Genomic DNA, 17,023 nt, shown 5'->3' on the forward strand with positions numbered 1-17,023 from the left:
AAAGGAGATCGCATGCTCGAGCTCACTATAGAGCAGATATCCATGGGCCAATCGGCTGTGGATAAACCCGCTGCCCTGCAACTGCTGGCCAATCACCTGGTGGCCGATGGTCTGGTCGCCGACGGCTACCTCGCCGGATTGCAGGCCCGGGAAGCCCAGGGCTCGACCTTTCTCGGTCAAGGTATTGCCATTCCCCACGGAACCCCGGAAACCCGCGATCAGGTGTTCGCCACTGGCGTGCGCTTGATGCAGTTCCCGGAAGGCGTGGATTGGGGCGATGGCCAGACCGTTTATCTGGCGATTGGCATCGCCGCCAAATCCGACGAACACCTGCGCCTGCTGCAACTGCTGACCCGCGCCCTCGGCGAGACCGATCTGGGCCAGGCCCTGCGTCGTGCCAGCTCCCCCGAAGCGCTGCTGAAACTGCTGCAAGGCGCGCCGCAGGAACTGGCGCTGGATGCACAGATGATCGGCCTCGGCGTCTCCGCCGATGATTTCGAAGAACTCGTCTGGCGTGGCGCACGTCTGTTGCGTCAGGCCGATTGTGTGAGCAACGGTTTCTCGGCGGTGCTGCAACAGGTCGAAGCGCTGCCGTTGGGCGATGGTTTGTGGTGGTTGCACAGCGAGCAAACCGTGAAGCGTCCGGGCCTGGCGTTCGTCACGCCGGACAAACCGATGCGCTACCTCGGCCAACCGCTCAGTGGTCTGTTCTGCCTGGCCAGTCTTGGCGAAGCGCACCAAGCGCTGCTCGAACGTTTGTGTGCGTTGCTGATCGAAGGTCGCGGCCATGAATTGGGCCGCGCCACCAGCAGCCGCAAAGTTCTCGAAGTGCTTGGTGGTGAGTTGCCCGCCGATTGGCCAAGCGCACGCATTGCCCTGGCTAACGCCCATGGCTTGCACGCGCGCCCGGCGAAGATCCTCGCGCAACTGGCGAAGAGTTTTGATGGCGAAATTCGCGTGCGCATTGTCGATGGTCAGGACAGCGCCGTGTCGGTGAAGAGCTTGAGCAAACTGCTCAGCCTCGGCGCCCGTCGCGGTCAGGTGCTGGAGTTGATCGCTGAACCGACCATCGCCGCTGACGCCTTGCCGGCACTCTTGGCCGCTATCGAAGAAGGCCTTGGCGAAGAAGTGGAGCCGCTGCCAGCCGTAAGCCAGCAGCGCGAAGTCATCGCCGACATCGCCGAAGTGCTGATCGCTCCGGCGTCCGGCGCTCAGTTGCAGGCGATCCCGGCAGCACCGGGCATTGCTATTGGGCCTGCGCATATTCAGGTGCAGCAAACCATCGATTACCCGCTGCGCGGCGAGTCCGCCGCCGTTGAGCGCGAACGTCTCAAGCAAGCGCTCAGCGATGTGCGCAGCGACATTCAGGGCTTGATCGAACGCAGCAAAGCCAAAGCCATCCGCGAAATCTTCATCACTCATCAGGAGATGCTCGACGACCCGGAACTCACCGACGAAGTCGACACCCGCCTCAAGCAGGGCGAAAGCGCTGAAGCGGCGTGGATGGCGGTGATCGAAGCGGCGGCCAAACAACAGGAATCGCTACAGGATGCGTTGCTCGCCGAGCGTGCGGCGGACCTGCGTGACGTCGGCCGGCGCGTGCTGGCGCAACTGTGTGGTGTGCAAACCCCGAGCGAGCCTGAGCAACCGTACATTCTGGTGATGGACGAGGTCGGCCCGTCCGACGTCGCGCGTCTGGACCCGGCGCGTGTCGCGGGGATTCTCACCGCACGCGGCGGCGCCACCGCGCACAGTGCCATCGTTGCGCGAGCCCTCGGGATTCCGGCACTGGTTGGCGCTGGCGCCGCGGTGTTGTTGCTGGCGCCGGGCACGCCGTTGCTGCTCGACGGTCAACGCGGTCGCCTGCACGTCGACGCCGATGCTGCGACTCTGCAACGCGCCGCCGAAGAACGCGACACTCGCGAACAACGCCTGAAAATTGCCGCCGAACAACGCCATCAACCGGCACACACCACCGACGGTCATGCGGTCGAAGTGTTCGCCAACATCGGCGAAAGCGCGGGCGTGATCAGTGCAGTGGAGCAGGGCGCCGAAGGCATCGGTCTGCTGCGTACCGAACTGATTTTCATGGCCCATCCGCAAGCGCCGGACGAAGCCACGCAAGAAGCCGAATACCGCCGCGTCCTCGATGGCCTCGCCGGGCGGCCATTGGTGGTGCGCACGCTGGATGTCGGCGGCGACAAACCGCTGCCGTATTGGCCGATCGCCAAAGAGGAAAACCCGTTCCTCGGTGTGCGCGGCATTCGCCTGACCTTGCAGCGCCCACAGATCATGGAAGCGCAATTGCGCGCCTTGCTGCGTTCGGCGGACAACCGTCCGTTGCGAATCATGTTCCCGATGGTCGGCAGCGTTGAAGAATGGCGTCAGGCCCGCGACATGACCGAACGTCTGCGTCTGGAAATCCCGGTCGCCGATCTGCAGCTGGGGATCATGATCGAAGTGCCGTCCGCCGCTCTGCTTGCGCCGGTGCTGGCCAAGGAAGTCGACTTCTTCAGCGTCGGCACCAACGACCTCACCCAATACACTCTGGCCATCGACCGTGGTCACCCGACCCTGTCGGCGCAGGCCGACGGTTTGCACCCGGCGGTGCTGCAACTGATCGACATCACCGTGCGCGCGGCCCATGCCCATGGCAAATGGGTCGGCGTGTGCGGCGAACTCGCAGCTGATCCGTTGGCAGTTCCGGTACTGGTTGGCCTCGGTGTCGATGAACTCAGCGTCTCCGGGCGCAGCATTGCTGAAGTGAAAGCGCGCATCCGCGAACTCAGCCTGACCCAGGCGCAAACCCTTGCTCAACAGGCCTTGGCCGTGGGCAGCGCCAACGAAGTGCGCGCATTAGTGGAGGCCCTGTAATGGCCAAGATTCTTACCCTGACCCTCAACCCCGCGCTCGACCTCACCGTCGAGCTGCCACGGCTGGAGGCCGGTCAGGTCAATCGCAGCGACGAGATGCACACCCACGCTGCCGGCAAAGGGGTGAACGTCGCGCAAGTGCTGGCCGACCTTGGTCATCAACTGACGGTCAGCGGCTTTCTCGGCGAAGACAATCTGCAAGCGTTCGAAACCCTGTTCGCCAAGCGTGGTTTTGTCGACACATTCATCCGCGTGCCGGGCGAGACGCGCAGCAATATCAAAGTCGCCGAACAGGATGGCCGCATCACCGACATCAACGGCCCGGGGCCAGTGGTCGATGCGGCTGCACAGCAGGCGTTGCTCGATCGTCTGGAGCAGATTGCCCCGGGTCACGATGCCGTAGTGGTCGCCGGCAGTTTGCCGCGTGGCGTCACGGCGCAGTGGTTGCGTGAACTGATCGAACGGCTCAATCAGCTTGGCTTGAAAGTCGCTCTCGACTCCAGCGGCGCAGCATTGCGCGAAGCCTTGAAAGCCAGTCCATGGCTGATCAAACCGAACACCGAAGAACTCGCCGATGCACTCGGTTGTGACGTGGTTTCGCACGCGGCGGAAGCGCAAGCAGCGGCGCGTTTGCACGCGCAAGGCGTCGAGCACGTGGTGATTTCTCACGGTGCTGACGGCGTGAACTGGTTCAGCGTCGGCTCGGCACTGCACGCCACGCCACCGAAGGTCAGCGTCGCCAGCACGGTCGGTGCTGGTGATTCGTTGCTGGCCGGCATGCTTCACGGTTTGCTCAGCGCCGACACGCCTGAGCAAACCCTGCGCACCGCCACCGCGATTGCGGCGATGGCGGTGACCCAGATCGGTTTCGGCATCAACGATGTGGCGCAAGTGGCGCAGCTCGAACAGGGCGTGCGCGTGCGTCCCCTGACAGAACAATAAGAGGGTTTGTCATGAAATTAGCCATTGTTACGGCTTGCCCGAACGGCATGGTCACCAGTGTGCTGTGCGCGCGTTTGCTCGATGCGGCGGCGCAGCGTCAGGGCTGGAGCACCAGCGTTGAAGTGGTCGATGCGGCGCACCCGGAACGCGAGTTGTCGGCGGCGACCATTGCGGCGGCCGAGTGGGTTTTGCTGGTCGCCACAGGCGCGATCGACATGACGCGTTTTGTCGGTAAACGTGTTTTCCAGATTGCCCCGGCGCAGGCGTTGCAGGATGTTGAAGCGGTGCTGCGTCGTGGCGCTGAAGAGGCTGAGGTTTACGTCGCCGGCGCGGCTGAACCGGTTGCTGATGCGCCGCGTGCGCCACGCATCGTCGCGATTACCGCGTGCCCGACCGGTGTCGCCCACACCTTCATGGCCGCCGAAGCCTTGCAGCAAACCGCCAAGCGTCTGGGCTATGACTTGCAAGTCGAAACCCAAGGCTCGGTGGGCGCGAAAACCCCGTTGAGCGCAGCGGCGATTGCTGAAGCTGACGTGGTGTTACTGGCGGCGGATATCGAAGTCGCCACCGAGCGTTTCGCCGGCAAGAAAATCTATCGTTGCGGCACTGGCATTGCGTTGAAACAATCCGAAGCCACACTGAAAAAAGCCTTGGCCGAAGGTGCTGTGGAAAGCGCCGCGAGTGACGGCAAGGCACCGGCCAAGCAAGAAAAAACCGGCATCTATAAACACCTGCTGACCGGTGTGTCTTTCATGCTGCCGATGGTCGTGGCAGGTGGTTTGATGATTGCGCTGTCGTTCGTGTTCGGCATCACCGCGTTCAAGGAGGAAGGCACGCTGGCCGCTGCGCTAATGCAGATCGGCGGCGAGACCGCGTTCAAATTGATGGTGCCGTTGCTGGCGGGTTACATCGCTTATTCGATTGCTGACCGTCCGGGCCTGGCGCCGGGGATGATTGGTGGATTGCTTGCCAGTACCTTGGGCGCCGGGTTTATCGGCGGCATCGTCGCCGGGTTTATCGCCGGTTACGCGGCGAAGGCGATCAGTCGTTATGTCGCCTTGCCGCAAAGTCTAGAGGCGCTGAAACCGATTCTGATCATCCCGTTGTTCGCCAGTCTGTTTACCGGGCTGGTGATGATTTACGTGGTCGGCAAACCGGTCGCAGGCATGCTCGGTGCGCTCACGCATTTCCTCGACAGCATGGGCACCACCAACGCGATTCTGCTCGGTGTGCTGCTCGGCGGCATGATGTGCGTCGACCTCGGCGGGCCGATCAACAAAGCCGCGTACGCGTTCTCGGTGGGGCTGCTGGCGTCGCAGAGTTATGCGCCGATGGCCGCGACCATGGCCGCCGGGATGGTGCCGCCGATTGGCCTGGGCATCGCCACGTTTATTGCGCGGCGCAAGTTTGCTCAGACCGAGCGCGAGGCCGGGAAAGCGGCGCTGGTGCTGGGGCTGTGCTTTATCTCCGAAGGCGCGATTCCGTTTGCCGCGAAAGACCCGTTGCGGGTGATTCCGGCGAGCATTGCCGGTGGTGCGTTGACCGGTGCGTTGTCGATGTATTTCGGCTGCAAACTGATGGCGCCGCACGGTGGCTTGTTTGTGCTGGCGATTCCGAATGCGATCAATCATGCGTTGTTGTATTTGCTGGCGATTGTCGCGGGGAGTTTGTTGACCGCTGTGGTCTATGCGACGGTCAAACGCCCCGAGGCCGTCGAGCTGGCGCTGGAACCGGCGAAGGCCTGACCGACAACACAAATCCCCTGTGGGAGCGAGCCTGCTCGCGAATGCAATCTGCCAGCGACATGTAGGTTGACTGGCACACCGCTTTCGCGAGCAGGCTCGCTCCCACAATGGTTAGTGGTGTCATGGCGAGTTCATATAGGCGTGCTTAAGTTTTCCTTTTTTCAGGGAGAACACCATGAGCGATTTCAACCCCGGTCGCCGGCGTGTCATGCAAGTCGTCGGCGCCGGTCTGCTGATGCCAAGCCTGGCGCCGGCGGTGATTGCCTCGGTCAAGGACCGCCCGCAGTTGACCGATGGCGTGCAATCCGGCGACCTGCAAGGTGACCGCGCGATGATCTGGAGCCGCAGCGATCGCCCGGCGCATATGGTGGTCGAGTGGGACACCCGCAGCCAGTTTCGCCACCCGCGCCGGGTGATCTCGGCGCTGGCCGATGCGCGCACAGATTTCACCGCTCGGGTCGAGCTCACTGGGCTGCCGGCCGGTCAGGCGATTTTTTATCGGGTGTATTTCAAGGACGCGCAAACCGGCGTCGCCAGTGAACCGTGGCTGGGTCATCTGCGCAGCGCTCCGACGGCGCGGCGCAATATTCGCTTCGTCTGGAGCGGTGACACCGTCGGGCAGGGCTTCGGCATCAACCCGGACATCGGCGGCATGCGCATCTACGAAGCCATGCGTCTGCGCCTGCCGGACTTCTTTATCCACAGCGGCGACACCATCTACGCCGACGGCCCGGTGCCTGCTCAACTGACCACCGAAAACGGTCGGGTGTGGCGCAACCTCACCACTGAAGCTAAGAGCAAAGTCGCACAGACCCTCGACGACTATCGCGGCAACTACCGCTACAACCTGATGGACGAAAACATCCGTCGGTTCAATGCCGAGGTGCCGCAGATCTGGCAGTGGGACGACCATGAAGTGGTCAACAACTGGTCGCCGGGCAAGCAGCTCGACGAGCGTTATCAGGAGAAAGATATCCACACCCTGGTCGGGCGCGCACGCAAGGCGTGGCTGGAATATTCACCGATGCGCTTACAGACTGCCGACGGCGGCGGGCGGATTTATCGCAAGTTGAGCTATGGGCCGATGCTCGATGTGTTCGTGCTCGACATGCGCAGTTATCGCGGCGCCAATGACGACAACCTCGGCGCGGCGAAACCGTTTCTGGGGCGTGAGCAACTGGACTGGCTCAAGCGCGGTTTGAAGAAATCCAAAGCCCAGTGGAAGGTCATCGCCGCCGACATGCCGATTGGTCTTGGCGTGCCGGATGGCGAGGTCAGCCCGGGTGTCGCGCGTTGGGAGGCGGTGGCTAACGGTGACCCGGGACCGGCGCAGGGGCGCGAGGTGGAAATCGCCGAGTTGCTCGGATTCTTGCGTGCGCAGCATGTGCGCAATTTCGTCTTCCTCACGGCGGATGTGCATTACTGCGCGGCGCATCACTATCACCCCGATCGCGCGGCGTTTCAGGATTTTGAACCGTTCTGGGAGTTTGTCGCGGGGCCGCTGAATGCCGGGAGCTTTGGGCCTAATCCGCTGGATAAAACCTTTGGCCCGGAGGTGGTTTTCGAGAAAGCGCCGCCGGCGCAGAACACTTCGCCGTTTGCCGGGTTTCAGTTTTTTGGCGAGGTGAATATTGAAGGGGGGAGTGGGGAGATGAGTGTGGTGTTGCGGGATTTGAATGGGGTGGCGGTTTTTGAGAAAAAGTTGCAGCCGGTATGAAGATCAAAGGCTGACCCTCACCCCAGCCCTCTCCCGGAGGGAGAGGGGGCCGACCGAGGTGTCTGAAGAGGTACATCGACCTGAAAGACCGAGTTGATTATGAGATCAGGTACAAAACCCTCTCTCGATTCTGGATTCGGTGAAGCACGTTCAGGTCGGCGTATTGCGTGAATCTCCCCCAATCAGTCCCCTCTCCCTTTGGGAGAGGGCTAGGGTGAGGGGCTTTTAATAGACATCACGCCGATATCGACCCTGCTCAATCAACCGCTCCACTTCGGCTGCCCCGAGAATGTCGTTAAGCACCTGATCAACCCCCGAAGCCATCCCCTGCAAACTGCCACAAATGTAAATCACCGCCCCGTCCGCCAGCCATTTCTTCAACTCGTCAGCCGACTCACGCAAGCGATCCTGCACATAAACCTTCTCGGCCTGATCCCGCGAAAACGCCAGATCCAGCCGCTCCAGATCACCATTGATCAACCACTCTTCCAGCTCGGCGCGGCAGAGGAAATCGTGTTCACGATTGCGCTCGCCAAACAGCAGCCACTGGCGCTGTTGACCATCGGCAATCCGCGCCTTGAGCAAACTGCGCAGCCCGGCCAGACCGGTACCGTTACCCAGCAGAATCATCGGCAGCGGTTCGTTCGGCAGGTGGAAGCCACTGTTGCGCCGCACCCGCAAACTGATGCTGCCGCCCACCGGGGCGTGTTCGGTCAGCCAGCCAGAACCGATGCCCAGCGTGCCATCGGCATGCTGTTCCTGACGCACGATCAACTCCAGCACGCCGTCGGCGGCAATCGAGGCGATCGAGTATTCGCGCATGGCCAGCGGCACCATCGCATCGACCAGCGATTGCGCATGCAAACCGACCAGATGGGCGCGATGCTCAGGCAATTGGCGCGAGGCCAGTGCCACTTCCAGCGGCTCGTCGAGGCCGTTGATTTTCACCGTGGTCTCGCCGCGAATGCCGAGACCGTCAAGGAAATGCTCGATGGCCCACGGGCAGTTGCGCGGCAGTATTTCGACCAGATCACCGGCCAGCCAACTGCTGGTGTTCGGTGCGCTTAAGCCCAACAGATAAACCGGTGCGCCGCTGCTGTCCGGGTTCATCAGTTCGCGGCGGACCAGCGTCCAGTTGTCGTAGCTCGGGGCTTGCCAGGTGTCGACCGGTGCTTGCCCGGTGAGCAGGCCGAGTTGGGTTTGCCAGTGACGCAGGGCATACGGATCACCGCTGTCGACTTCCACCGGCGCGAACAGGGTCTTGCCGCCGTGTTCGCTCAGCCACTGATGCAGGCGCTTGGCGAAGCCGCAGAAGTGCTGATACTGACGATCGCCGAGACCGAGCACCGAGTAATTCAGGCTGTCGAAGGTTGCTGCTTTGCTCAACACCTTGCGCTCAAAACCGCGAGCGCTGTCGGGGGCTTCGCCGTCGCCGAAGGTGCTGACGACAAACAGCGCGTTGTTCGATTCACGCAGATCCTGTTCGCTGACATTCGCCAGCGGCTGCACTTTCACTGGCAATCCGGCGGCCTGCAATTGCCCGGCGGTCTGCCACGCCAGTTGCTCGGCAAACCCGCTCTGGCTGGCGAAGCCGATCAGCCACGCAGAAGCATCTGCGGCCGGTTGATCGAATCCTTTGCGCGCATCCTTGATCTGCTTTTTCTTGCGCCGACGATCGAGGTACAGCAGCCAGCCGGTGATAAAGAACAACGGCATGCACACCGCCGCAATGGTGATGATGATCCGCCCGACCAGGCCGAAATAGCTGCCGACGTGCAGCGCATAAATGCTGGTCAGCAATTGCGCCTTGAAGCTCTTGTCGGCGTAACGATCGACACGTTTGACGATGCCGGTGGCCGGGTCGAGGGTGATCTGGTTCAGTGCGCGATCATGCGGCGAGCTGTCGAGCAGGTAGAACACGGTCGCCGGTTGGCCTGTGACGGCCGGCATGCGGATGTTGTACGCGGCCAGTCCCGGGCCGGCCGCGCTGTAGATACTGCTCCACATTGCTGCGTAATCGGCGGTTGGTGCCGGACCTTCCGGCGCCGGGCCACGACCACCGCGCACGCGCTCGTTTTGTGGCGCATCAGAAAGCAGCTTGGTCAGGCCTTTGTTGTACCACTCGTACGACCACGATAACCCGGTCAGCGCCAGCAGCAGATAGACCAACAGGCACCAGGTGCCGGCCACCGAATGCAGATCCCAATTGAAGGCGCGGCCCTTTTTCTTCCAGTCCAGCGTCAGCCACACGCGCCAGCTGTTCCACTGACGTGGCCAGCGCAGATACAAACCGGAGAGGCAGAAAAACAACAGGATCAATGTGCAGGCGCCGGTGATATTGCGCCCGGTGTCGCCCATGGCGAGGAAGCGGTGCAGTTGCAGCATCAGGCCGAAGAAATCCTGGCCGACCGCGTCGCCCATGAACTCAGCGGTGTACGGATCGAAGTAGCGCATCTCACCGCGACGTTCACCCTTGGGCGGGGTGAAGAACACTTTCGCGGCGTTGCCGCTGTCGGTTTCGACCCAAAGCATCGAGACCTTTTTGCCGGACGTGGCTTCGATGCGCTCGACCAGTTCGACGGGCGGCAGGACGCCGGCGACTTGTTTTTCCACCTGCAGAACGGAGGGATTCATGGCCCGCAGGATTTCGTCCTGAAACGAATAGGCCGCGCCGGTGATGCCCATCAACGCCAGCACCAAGCCTGCGGTGATGCCAAAAAACCAGTGCAACTGGAACAGGGTTTTCTTCAACACGTCACTCGCCGTCCGTTCGGAAATTGTCTTCACGGCGCGCATTATGCCGTGGGTTATCGAGAAGCGTTCTTTCTTACGCACAAAAGCCCCGTTCAATTGAATGAACGGGGCCCACTGTTTTTTGTAGGAGTTGCCGAAGGCTGCGATCTTTTGATTTTTTTTCAGAATCAAAAGCAAGATCAACAGATCGCAGCGTGCCGCAGCTCCTACAGGATCAGAAGTGGAAGTTGGTGCTCAACAGTGCCGTACGGCCCGCCGCCTGGTTGGCGAAGTGGGTCGAGAAGGCTTTGTCGTAATAGGTTTCGTTGGTCAGGTTCTGCACGTTGAGTTGCAGGTCGACGTTCTTGGTCAGCTTGTACGCCGCCATCGCGTCGTAGCGAACATACGAATCGACCATGGTGGTGTTGGCGACGCTGCCGTACACGTCGTCGACGTAGAACGCACCGCCACCGATGGTCAGCTTCGGCGTGACCTGGTAAGTGGTCCACAGGCTGGCACTGTTTTTCGGCGTGTTAGGCAATTCGTTGCCATCGTTGGCCTTGCCCAGCGGGCCGCCGTCGACTTGTTCGCTGTCCATGAAGGCGTAACCGGCGAACACTTGCCACTTGTCGGTGATCTTGCCGCTGGCCGACAGTTCGACACCTTGCACACGGGTCTTGCCGGCGTTTTCGTACGAGGTGGTGTCGACTTGCACACGAGCGTTTTCTTTCTCGGTGCGGAAGATGTCAGCGGTCAGCGACAGGCGATCGTTGAGCAGATCCCACTTGGTGCCGATTTCATAGTTCTTGGTGGTTTCCGGCTCCATGTCGCTGCTCAGCAGGTTGCCGCTGCGGTCCGGGGTGCCGCCCAGCGGGTTGCCTTCCTGACCTTCGCCCAGGGTGTTGCCCGGTGGTGTGGCCGAGGTGGCATAGGACGCGTAGATGCTGCCGTTTTCCGCAGGCTTGTAGACGACGCCAAACTGACCGGTGACGAATTCGCTGGTGTCATCGCCCTTGGACGTGGTGCGGCCAGCGGCGTTGTAGGTTTTATAGTCGGTATCGAAGTGGTCGTAACGCAGCCCCATGTTCACCAGCCACTGCTCGGACAGCTCCAGGGTGTCGAACACATACAGCGCGTAGGTGTTGGCCTGGGTGTCGGTGCCGGCGTAGTTGCGCGAAATGGCGCCGTTCCACGGATCGTTCGGGTTCGGGTTCGACAGCGAGGTGCAGTTGTAGCCGCTGGCTGCGCCGATCAGACCCGGGTTGCAGTTAGTGGTCGCTGCGCTGGTGCGCGGCGTGGTGTCGGTATTGACGTTGTACGAAGACTTCTGGCTTTCCTCACGGGTGTATTCAACGCCAGTGGAGAAGCTGTTTTTGAAGCCAGCGACGTAGAAATTGCCGAACAGGTCAGTCTGGTTGGTGGTGGTTTCGGTGTTGCTCACCCGAGTATTCGCCCGACGCCAGACGCTGCCATTGTTGACGTTGCCCTTGCTGTCGTCCGGCTGGGTCAGGATGTAATCCTGCATGCTGGTGCCGTGACGCAGGGTGTTCTTGATCGTCAGCGAGTCGCTCAGGTCATGCTCGATGGCGAAGGTCGCGGTGTCGGTGCGGCCCTTGCGGAAATCGCGATCCAGACCGTAGAAATTGCTGTGGTCACCGCCGGCGTAGGGCTTGTCCGGATTGGACTTGGTGCGTGCAGCGGAGCCACCGGCCGGAATGGTGTACGGCACGCCCGAATCCGGGGTGTCGTTGCTTTCGAGATGGTAGTAATCGAGGTTGACGCGGGTGTCGGTGCCCAGGCCAAACGCCAAGGACGGTGCGATACCCCAGCGGTCGTAATCGACTTTGTCGCGACCGGCGACGTTGCTCTCGTGGCTCATCAGGTTCAGACGGCCGGCGGCGGTGTCGCTGAACTGGTAGTTGCCATCGAGGGTGTAGCGCTGAGTCTGGTCGGAGCCGTAGGTGAAGCCGCCGTCGAACGAGTTGCCCAGGTGCGCTTTCTTGCTCACCAGGTTGATGCTGCCGCCTGCCGCGCCGCGACCGCCAATGGCGGAGTTCGGGCCCTTGCTGACTTCAATGTTTTCCACGGCGAAGATCTCGCGGCTCTGCGAACCAGTGTCGCGCACGCCGTCGAGGTAGGTGTCGCCCTGGGCGTCGAAGCCACGGATGAACGGACGGTCGCCCTGTGGGTTACCGCCTTCACCGGCGCCGAAGGTGATGCCCGGCACGGTGCGCAGCGCGTCCTGCATGTTCAGCGCGCCGGTATCTTTCAGAACTTGTTGCGGAATAACGGTGACCGAGCGCGGCGTGTCGACCAGCGGCGCGGTGTACTTGGGCGAGGAGGCTTTTTCGACCTGGTAGGACGTCGAGTCCTGCGCTTCGCCGGTGATGGCGGTGGCGTCCAGGGCGATGGCATTGCCGGCGGCTTTGCTGTCGGTTTTTTCCGCAGCGAAGACCATCTGGCCAGCGGAGCCGGCGGTGATTGCCACACCGATTGCAGAGGCGAGCAGACGTGGTGAACTGACCGGTAATTGTGCGTATTGACGTGCCATTTTTATTCCCCTCCCCAAGGATTTGAGGCGGCGGAATATAGGGTAAACAGGTATTCGTATCAATTGCGAAACATTGTTATTCGCACTGAATTTACATTCTTTACAATTTAACCTTACGGTTTTTGCCAGTTCATTCGTCTATCGGGTTTTACACGGCCAATAAGAATCAATACCATTGCCGCCTCTTTGCCATCAGGTGACATCGCCATGCTGCTGCATATCCCCGCACTGTTCGCGAAAGACGAAGTGCAGCGCATTCGCCAGGCGTTGGAGCAGGCCGATTGGGCCGATGGCAAGATCACAGCGGGGTTTCAATCAGCCAAGGCCAAGCACAATCTGCAACTGCCCGAAGGCCATCCGCTGGCGAAGGAAATCGGTGCAGCGATGCTTGAACGGCTGTGGAAAAATCCGCTGTTCATGTCCGCCGCGCTGCCGCACAAAGTCTTCCCGCCGTTAGTGAACTGTTACACCGCCGGTGGCAGTTTCGATTTCCACATCGACAACGCCGTGCGCCAACCCAAGGGCAGCATCGAACGGGTGCGCACCGATCTTTCGGCGACGCTGTTCTTCAGCGAACCTGAGGATTACGACGGCGGCGAGCTGGAGATCCAGGACACCTTCGGCACGCAACAGGTGAAACTGCCGGCCGGTGATATGGTTTTGTACCCCGGCACCAGCCTGCACAAGGTTAACGCGGTCACTCGCGGTGCGCGTTATGCGTCGTTCTTCTGGACGCAAAGTCTGGTACGCGAAGACAGCCAGCGCGCGTTGCTGTTCGAGATGGATGGTGCGATTCAGCAGCTCACCAGCGACATGCCTGATCATCCTTCGCTGATTCGCCTCACCGGTACGTATCACAACCTGCTGCGGCGCTGGGTTGAGGTATGAGTTTCCGATTGCGTCGCGAGGAAGTCCTCAGCGGCGAACAACTCAGCGCTATGCTTGTAGAAAGCCCGGCACGCGCGGCGCAGGCAATTTTGCTTGCGGCGGGTGAGGGCGAGGCTGAAGCGCAGGCCTTGCTTGGGCAAATTCTTCTGGACGGCCAGGGCATCGCACAGGATCAACCGTTGGCGCTGCGCTGGTTCGGTATCGCCGCCGGGCGCGGGCATTTGATGGCGCGCAACATGCTCGGGCGCTGCCACGAGCACGGCTGGGGTTGTTCGGCAGATGCGGCGATTGCCGCGCAGCACTACCGGATTGCAGCGGAGGCCGGGTTGGATTGGGCGATGTACAACCTCGCCAATCTGCTGGCGACCGGGCGGGGTGTTGCAGTGGATCATCTGCAGGCGCTGGCGTTGTATCGGCGTGCGGCTGAATTGGGCCATGCGAAATCGATGAATCTGCTGGGGCGGTATCTGGAGGAAGGGCAGGTGTGCCCGGCGGATCTATCAGCAGCGCGCGACTGGTATCGGCGTTCGGCTGAGGGCGGGGATTTTCGCGGGCAGTTCAGTTTCGCTGCAGTTTTAGCGGATGAGGGGCGGATTGATCAGGCGGTGGATTGGCTTGAGAAAGCTTTGGCCGGCGGCAATCTGAATTTTCTGCGGGTGGCGAGTCAGACGCTGTCAGGTGCGACAGATCCCAGGATTCAGGGGATGGCTGCTCGGTTCGCGCTTCGGTGCCAATAGCCCTCACCCTAACCCTCTCCCAGAGGGAGAGGGGACTGACCGAGTTGGATGTTCCAGGTACACCGACCTGAGATATCCAGTCGACCTCAGGTTTTGAAAAGCCCCCGATCTGCTCCCTTTCCCCCTCGCCCCCTTGGGGGAGAGGGCTGGGGTGAGGGGGATAGATCGAAAGCACACCACAAATCTCAAAGCACAGACACAAAAAAAGCCCATGACACGTCATGGGCTTTTCACTTGCAGCTAGCAGCTTGAAACTCGCAGCTGCTCTTACACGTAAAACGACTTCAACGGCGGGAAGCCATTGAACTCAACCGCGCTGTAACTGGTGGTGTACGCACCGGTCGACAACCAGTAAAGACGATCACCAATCGCCAGGTTCAGCGGCAGACCGTACTTGTAGTTCTCGTACATGATGTCGGCGCTGTCGCAGGTAGGGCCGGCGATCACGACTTCCTCCATCTCGCCTTTCTTCTCGGTCCAGATCGGGAACTTGATCGCTTCGTCCATGGTTTCGATCAGGCCGGAAAACTTGCCCACATCGGTGTAAACCCAACGTTCAACGGCAGTGCGCGACTTGCGTGCAACCAATACCACTTCGCTGACCAGAATGCCGGCGTTGGCGATCAACGAACGGCCCGGCTCGAGAATGATTTCCGGCAAGTCATCTCCGAAGTCTTCTTTCAGGAAGCGGATGATTTCTTCGGCGTAGGTTTCCAGGCTGTTGGTGCGGGTGATGTAGTTGGCCGGGAAGCCACCGCCCATGTTGATCAGCTTCAGGTGGATGCCGTCTTCTTCTTTCAGACGCTCGAAGATTACTTTGACCTTGGCGATCGCTGCGTCCCAGACGCTGATGTCGCGTTGCTGCGAGCCAACGTGGAACGAGATGCCGTAAGGCACCAGACCGAGGTCGCGGGCGAGGATCAGCAGGTCCATGGCCATGTCGGTCTGGCAGCCGAATTTGCGCGACAGCGGCCAGTCAGCCGTGGTCGAGCCTTCGGTGAGGATGCGCACATAGACTTTCGAACCCGGTGCAGCCTTGGCGATGTTGCGCAGGTCGGCTTCGGAGTCGGTGGAGAACAGACGCACGCCCTTCTCGTAGAAGTAGCGGATGTCCTTGGATTTCTTGATGGTGTTGCCGTAGCTGATACGGTCGGCGCTGACGCCGCGATCCATCACTTTGTCCAGCTCATAGATGGAGGCGATGTCGAAGCTCGAACCTTTCTCTTTGAGCAGGTCGATGATCTCGACGGCCGGGTTGGCCTTGACCGCGTAGTAGACCTTGGCGAATTCGAAACCGGCGCGCAGGTCATCGTAGGCCTGGCTGATCATCGCGGTGTCGATCACCACGAACGGGGTTTCCTGTTTGTCGGCAAACGCCTTCATTTTGTCGAATGTAGCGCGCGCGAAATAGTCTTCGACCTGGATCGACATACTGGGAGCTCCTATGGGCAAACTCGAAAAATCAATGGGTGCAAATGAACGCCCTCCGTATCCCCACTTTGGTTCGCCTACTTCCCAAGGCATGTCGCCGAAAGCAAAAAGGCCATGGGATGTGCAGCTTTCCCTTGGCCTTGCTGTCTCGTCGTCAGTACTTGAGCCGGATGGATCGTTTCCAGCATGGACGTTCGGCGCGAACTTTAGGGCGTGAGGGGCCTGAGATCAACTAAAAATGTCGCGTTTTTGCACGCTTCTGACGTACGTCGCATTCATCTCTCCTTGTAGCCGACCGAGATGACGGGCAGATGTTCCCGTCGATTTTTTCAGTGTTAAAAATGCCTGCACGTTCGCTGCCGTTCTCCGCTAAATGCCAGTTATCTTCAATAGGCTCGACATCCCCGACGTTCCCCGCAAAGACAGTCTCAATGGCGTAATTTGAGTTGTCTTAAGGGGGGCATCAGCCAGCCGGTGCCCAGCGCTGGTGTTCATTTTTCTTTCCAGACGTGAAGCGATGAAAATTTACGGTGCAAGCTTGCGAACGTTAAGTCCCGCATGGGGTATCGCAGACCATCGCTGCAAACTTGCCGCACCTATCACGACAAACCGGTGACCAGCCCATTTGATTCAGGATTTCTCGATCGACTTGCACAGCACCACTCGATCCTTAAGGTGTAACTCCTCAGGTAATGAAACTTTGTTCATCGCCAGAATGAAATCCATCCACTGGTTTTGCTGTTTCAAGAGACGCTCGAGTTGTTTCTCACTGGAATCGTTTGGGGGGTTGTCAAAAACATAGGGATGGCAACCGGAAAAGCCGTTGGGTACCGTAGAGAGAAGCGAATAATCACGCTCGTAATCCATGTTGCTCTTGACCATCGAGTAGGTCCGCCAACTGGTGTACGACAGCGCGCCGAGGACAAGAATGCCTAGCACGGGGAATGCGATCCGCCAGCGCAGTGGAGTGGGATACGCCTTGGCCAAGGCTCTGCGAGTCATGAAATCGGTGATTTTCCTTCCATTCACCAGAACCTGCACAACCTCGAAGTCCCGTGGGTTGTAAATCGAGATATCGACTTCTTCATTGGGCGGAACCTGTTTGAGCACCAGTTCCTTGTCCGCCGCATTGTGTTCCCATTTCACGGCTGCTTCGTGTCGAGAGTACGTGATAAGCGGGACGAATTCGAAGTTTCCCCGGTACAGCAATTTGACGTCAGCCAGGGTTGAATCCGACTCGTTATAAAGTGCGATTTGCGTGCAGGTGTAACGAGTTTCCCCAGTCACCATCTCTGCTGGAGCGTGATACAGATAAGGCCCCATCGTTGTCCAGCCAATGGCATCTGGCAGATCTTTACGTAGCGAGTTCAGGGCTGCAATTTGATCGATCATGCAAGGGTCCTTGA

10 protein-coding genes are annotated in these 17,023 nt (G+C 60.2%); 6 read left to right on the forward strand and 4 right to left on the reverse strand.

Annotated features, from left to right (window positions below; translation table 11 throughout):
* Positions 1-12: 12 nt before the first annotated feature.
* The 4 genes from ptsP to PspR84_RS04545 all read left to right on the forward strand — a co-directional run bounded on the left by ptsP (position 13) and on the right by PspR84_RS04545 (position 7,277).
* Positions 13-2,874, forward strand: a complete 2,862-nt coding sequence (gene ptsP, locus PspR84_RS04530; RefSeq protein WP_160055803.1) for a phosphoenolpyruvate--protein phosphotransferase — start codon at positions 13-15, stop codon at positions 2,872-2,874.
* Entirely contained in the window at positions 2,874-3,815 is a 942-nt protein-coding gene (pfkB, locus tag PspR84_RS04535; RefSeq protein ID WP_160055805.1) for a 1-phosphofructokinase, read from the forward strand. The genes ptsP and pfkB overlap by 1 nt, the downstream gene beginning before the upstream one ends.
* Before the next feature lie 11 nt (positions 3,816-3,826).
* Positions 3,827-5,560 (forward strand): PTS fructose-like transporter subunit IIB, encoded by a 1,734-nt coding sequence (locus PspR84_RS04540; protein ID WP_160055807.1) that lies wholly within the window; start codon positions 3,827-3,829, stop codon positions 5,558-5,560.
* Between the two features lie 175 nt (positions 5,561-5,735).
* Positions 5,736-7,277, forward strand: coding sequence for an alkaline phosphatase D family protein (locus PspR84_RS04545; protein WP_160055809.1), 1,542 nt, complete (start codon positions 5,736-5,738; stop codon positions 7,275-7,277).
* 225 nt (positions 7,278-7,502) lie between these two features.
* On the opposite strand, the gene PspR84_RS04550 is transcribed toward PspR84_RS04545, so the two are convergent.
* Both PspR84_RS04550 and PspR84_RS04555 read right to left on the reverse strand, forming a co-directional pair.
* Positions 7,503-10,031, reverse strand: a complete 2,529-nt coding sequence (locus PspR84_RS04550) for a sulfite reductase flavoprotein subunit alpha (RefSeq protein ID WP_160060051.1) — start codon at positions 10,029-10,031, stop codon at positions 7,503-7,505.
* 214 nt (positions 10,032-10,245) lie between these two features.
* Positions 10,246-12,561 (reverse strand): TonB-dependent siderophore receptor, encoded by a 2,316-nt coding sequence (locus PspR84_RS04555; protein WP_160055811.1) that lies wholly within the window; start codon positions 12,559-12,561, stop codon positions 10,246-10,248.
* 207 nt (positions 12,562-12,768) lie between these two features.
* Here PspR84_RS04555 and PspR84_RS04560 point away from each other — a divergent pair, with 207 nt between their 5' ends.
* Positions 12,769-13,449 carry a Fe2+-dependent dioxygenase gene (locus PspR84_RS04560; protein WP_160055813.1) on the forward strand — a complete coding sequence of 227 codons (681 nt, stop codon included), beginning with the start codon at positions 12,769-12,771 and terminating at the stop codon, positions 13,447-13,449.
* Positions 13,446-14,186: a tetratricopeptide repeat protein gene (locus PspR84_RS04565; RefSeq protein WP_160055815.1), complete on the forward strand. Its 741-nt coding sequence runs from the start codon at positions 13,446-13,448 to the stop codon at positions 14,184-14,186. Before PspR84_RS04560 ends, PspR84_RS04565 begins: the two co-directional genes overlap by 4 nt.
* Positions 14,187-14,453: 267 nt before the next feature.
* Here PspR84_RS04565 and PspR84_RS04570 read toward each other — a convergent pair whose 3' ends face one another.
* Together PspR84_RS04570 and PspR84_RS04575 are read right to left on the reverse strand one after the other, a co-directional pair.
* Positions 14,454-15,617 (reverse strand): type III PLP-dependent enzyme, encoded by a 1,164-nt coding sequence (locus PspR84_RS04570; protein ID WP_016986476.1) that lies wholly within the window; start codon positions 15,615-15,617, stop codon positions 14,454-14,456.
* 630 nt (positions 15,618-16,247) lie between these two features.
* The gene (locus PspR84_RS04575; RefSeq protein WP_160055817.1) at positions 16,248-17,009 is read right to left on the reverse strand and encodes a hypothetical protein; all 762 of its coding nucleotides are present in this window, start codon (positions 17,007-17,009) and stop codon (positions 16,248-16,250) included.
* Between the last annotated feature and the right edge of the window lie 14 nt (positions 17,010-17,023).

It is taken from the genome of Pseudomonas sp. R84 (assembly GCF_009834515.1).
Taxonomy (GTDB): domain Bacteria; phylum Pseudomonadota; class Gammaproteobacteria; order Pseudomonadales; family Pseudomonadaceae; genus Aquipseudomonas.

Coding starts and splice junctions, on each gene's coding strand:
- PspR84_RS04560 (WP_160055813.1), top strand. CDS start 12,769: ATGCTGCTGCATATCCCCGCACTGTTCGCGAAAGACGAAGTGCAGCGC.
- PspR84_RS04545 (WP_160055809.1), top strand. CDS start 5,736: ATGAGCGATTTCAACCCCGGTCGCCGGCGTGTCATGCAAGTCGTCGGC.
- PspR84_RS04575 (WP_160055817.1), bottom strand. CDS start 17,009: ATGATCGATCAAATTGCAGCCCTGAACTCGCTACGTAAAGATCTGCCA.
- PspR84_RS04565 (WP_160055815.1), top strand. CDS start 13,446: ATGAGTTTCCGATTGCGTCGCGAGGAAGTCCTCAGCGGCGAACAACTC.
- PspR84_RS04555 (WP_160055811.1), bottom strand. CDS start 12,561: ATGGCACGTCAATACGCACAATTACCGGTCAGTTCACCACGTCTGCTC.
- pfkB (WP_160055805.1), top strand. CDS start 2,874: ATGGCCAAGATTCTTACCCTGACCCTCAACCCCGCGCTCGACCTCACC.
- ptsP (WP_160055803.1), top strand. CDS start 13: ATGCTCGAGCTCACTATAGAGCAGATATCCATGGGCCAATCGGCTGTG.
- PspR84_RS04570 (WP_016986476.1), bottom strand. CDS start 15,617: ATGTCGATCCAGGTCGAAGACTATTTCGCGCGCGCTACATTCGACAAA.
- PspR84_RS04540 (WP_160055807.1), top strand. CDS start 3,827: ATGAAATTAGCCATTGTTACGGCTTGCCCGAACGGCATGGTCACCAGT.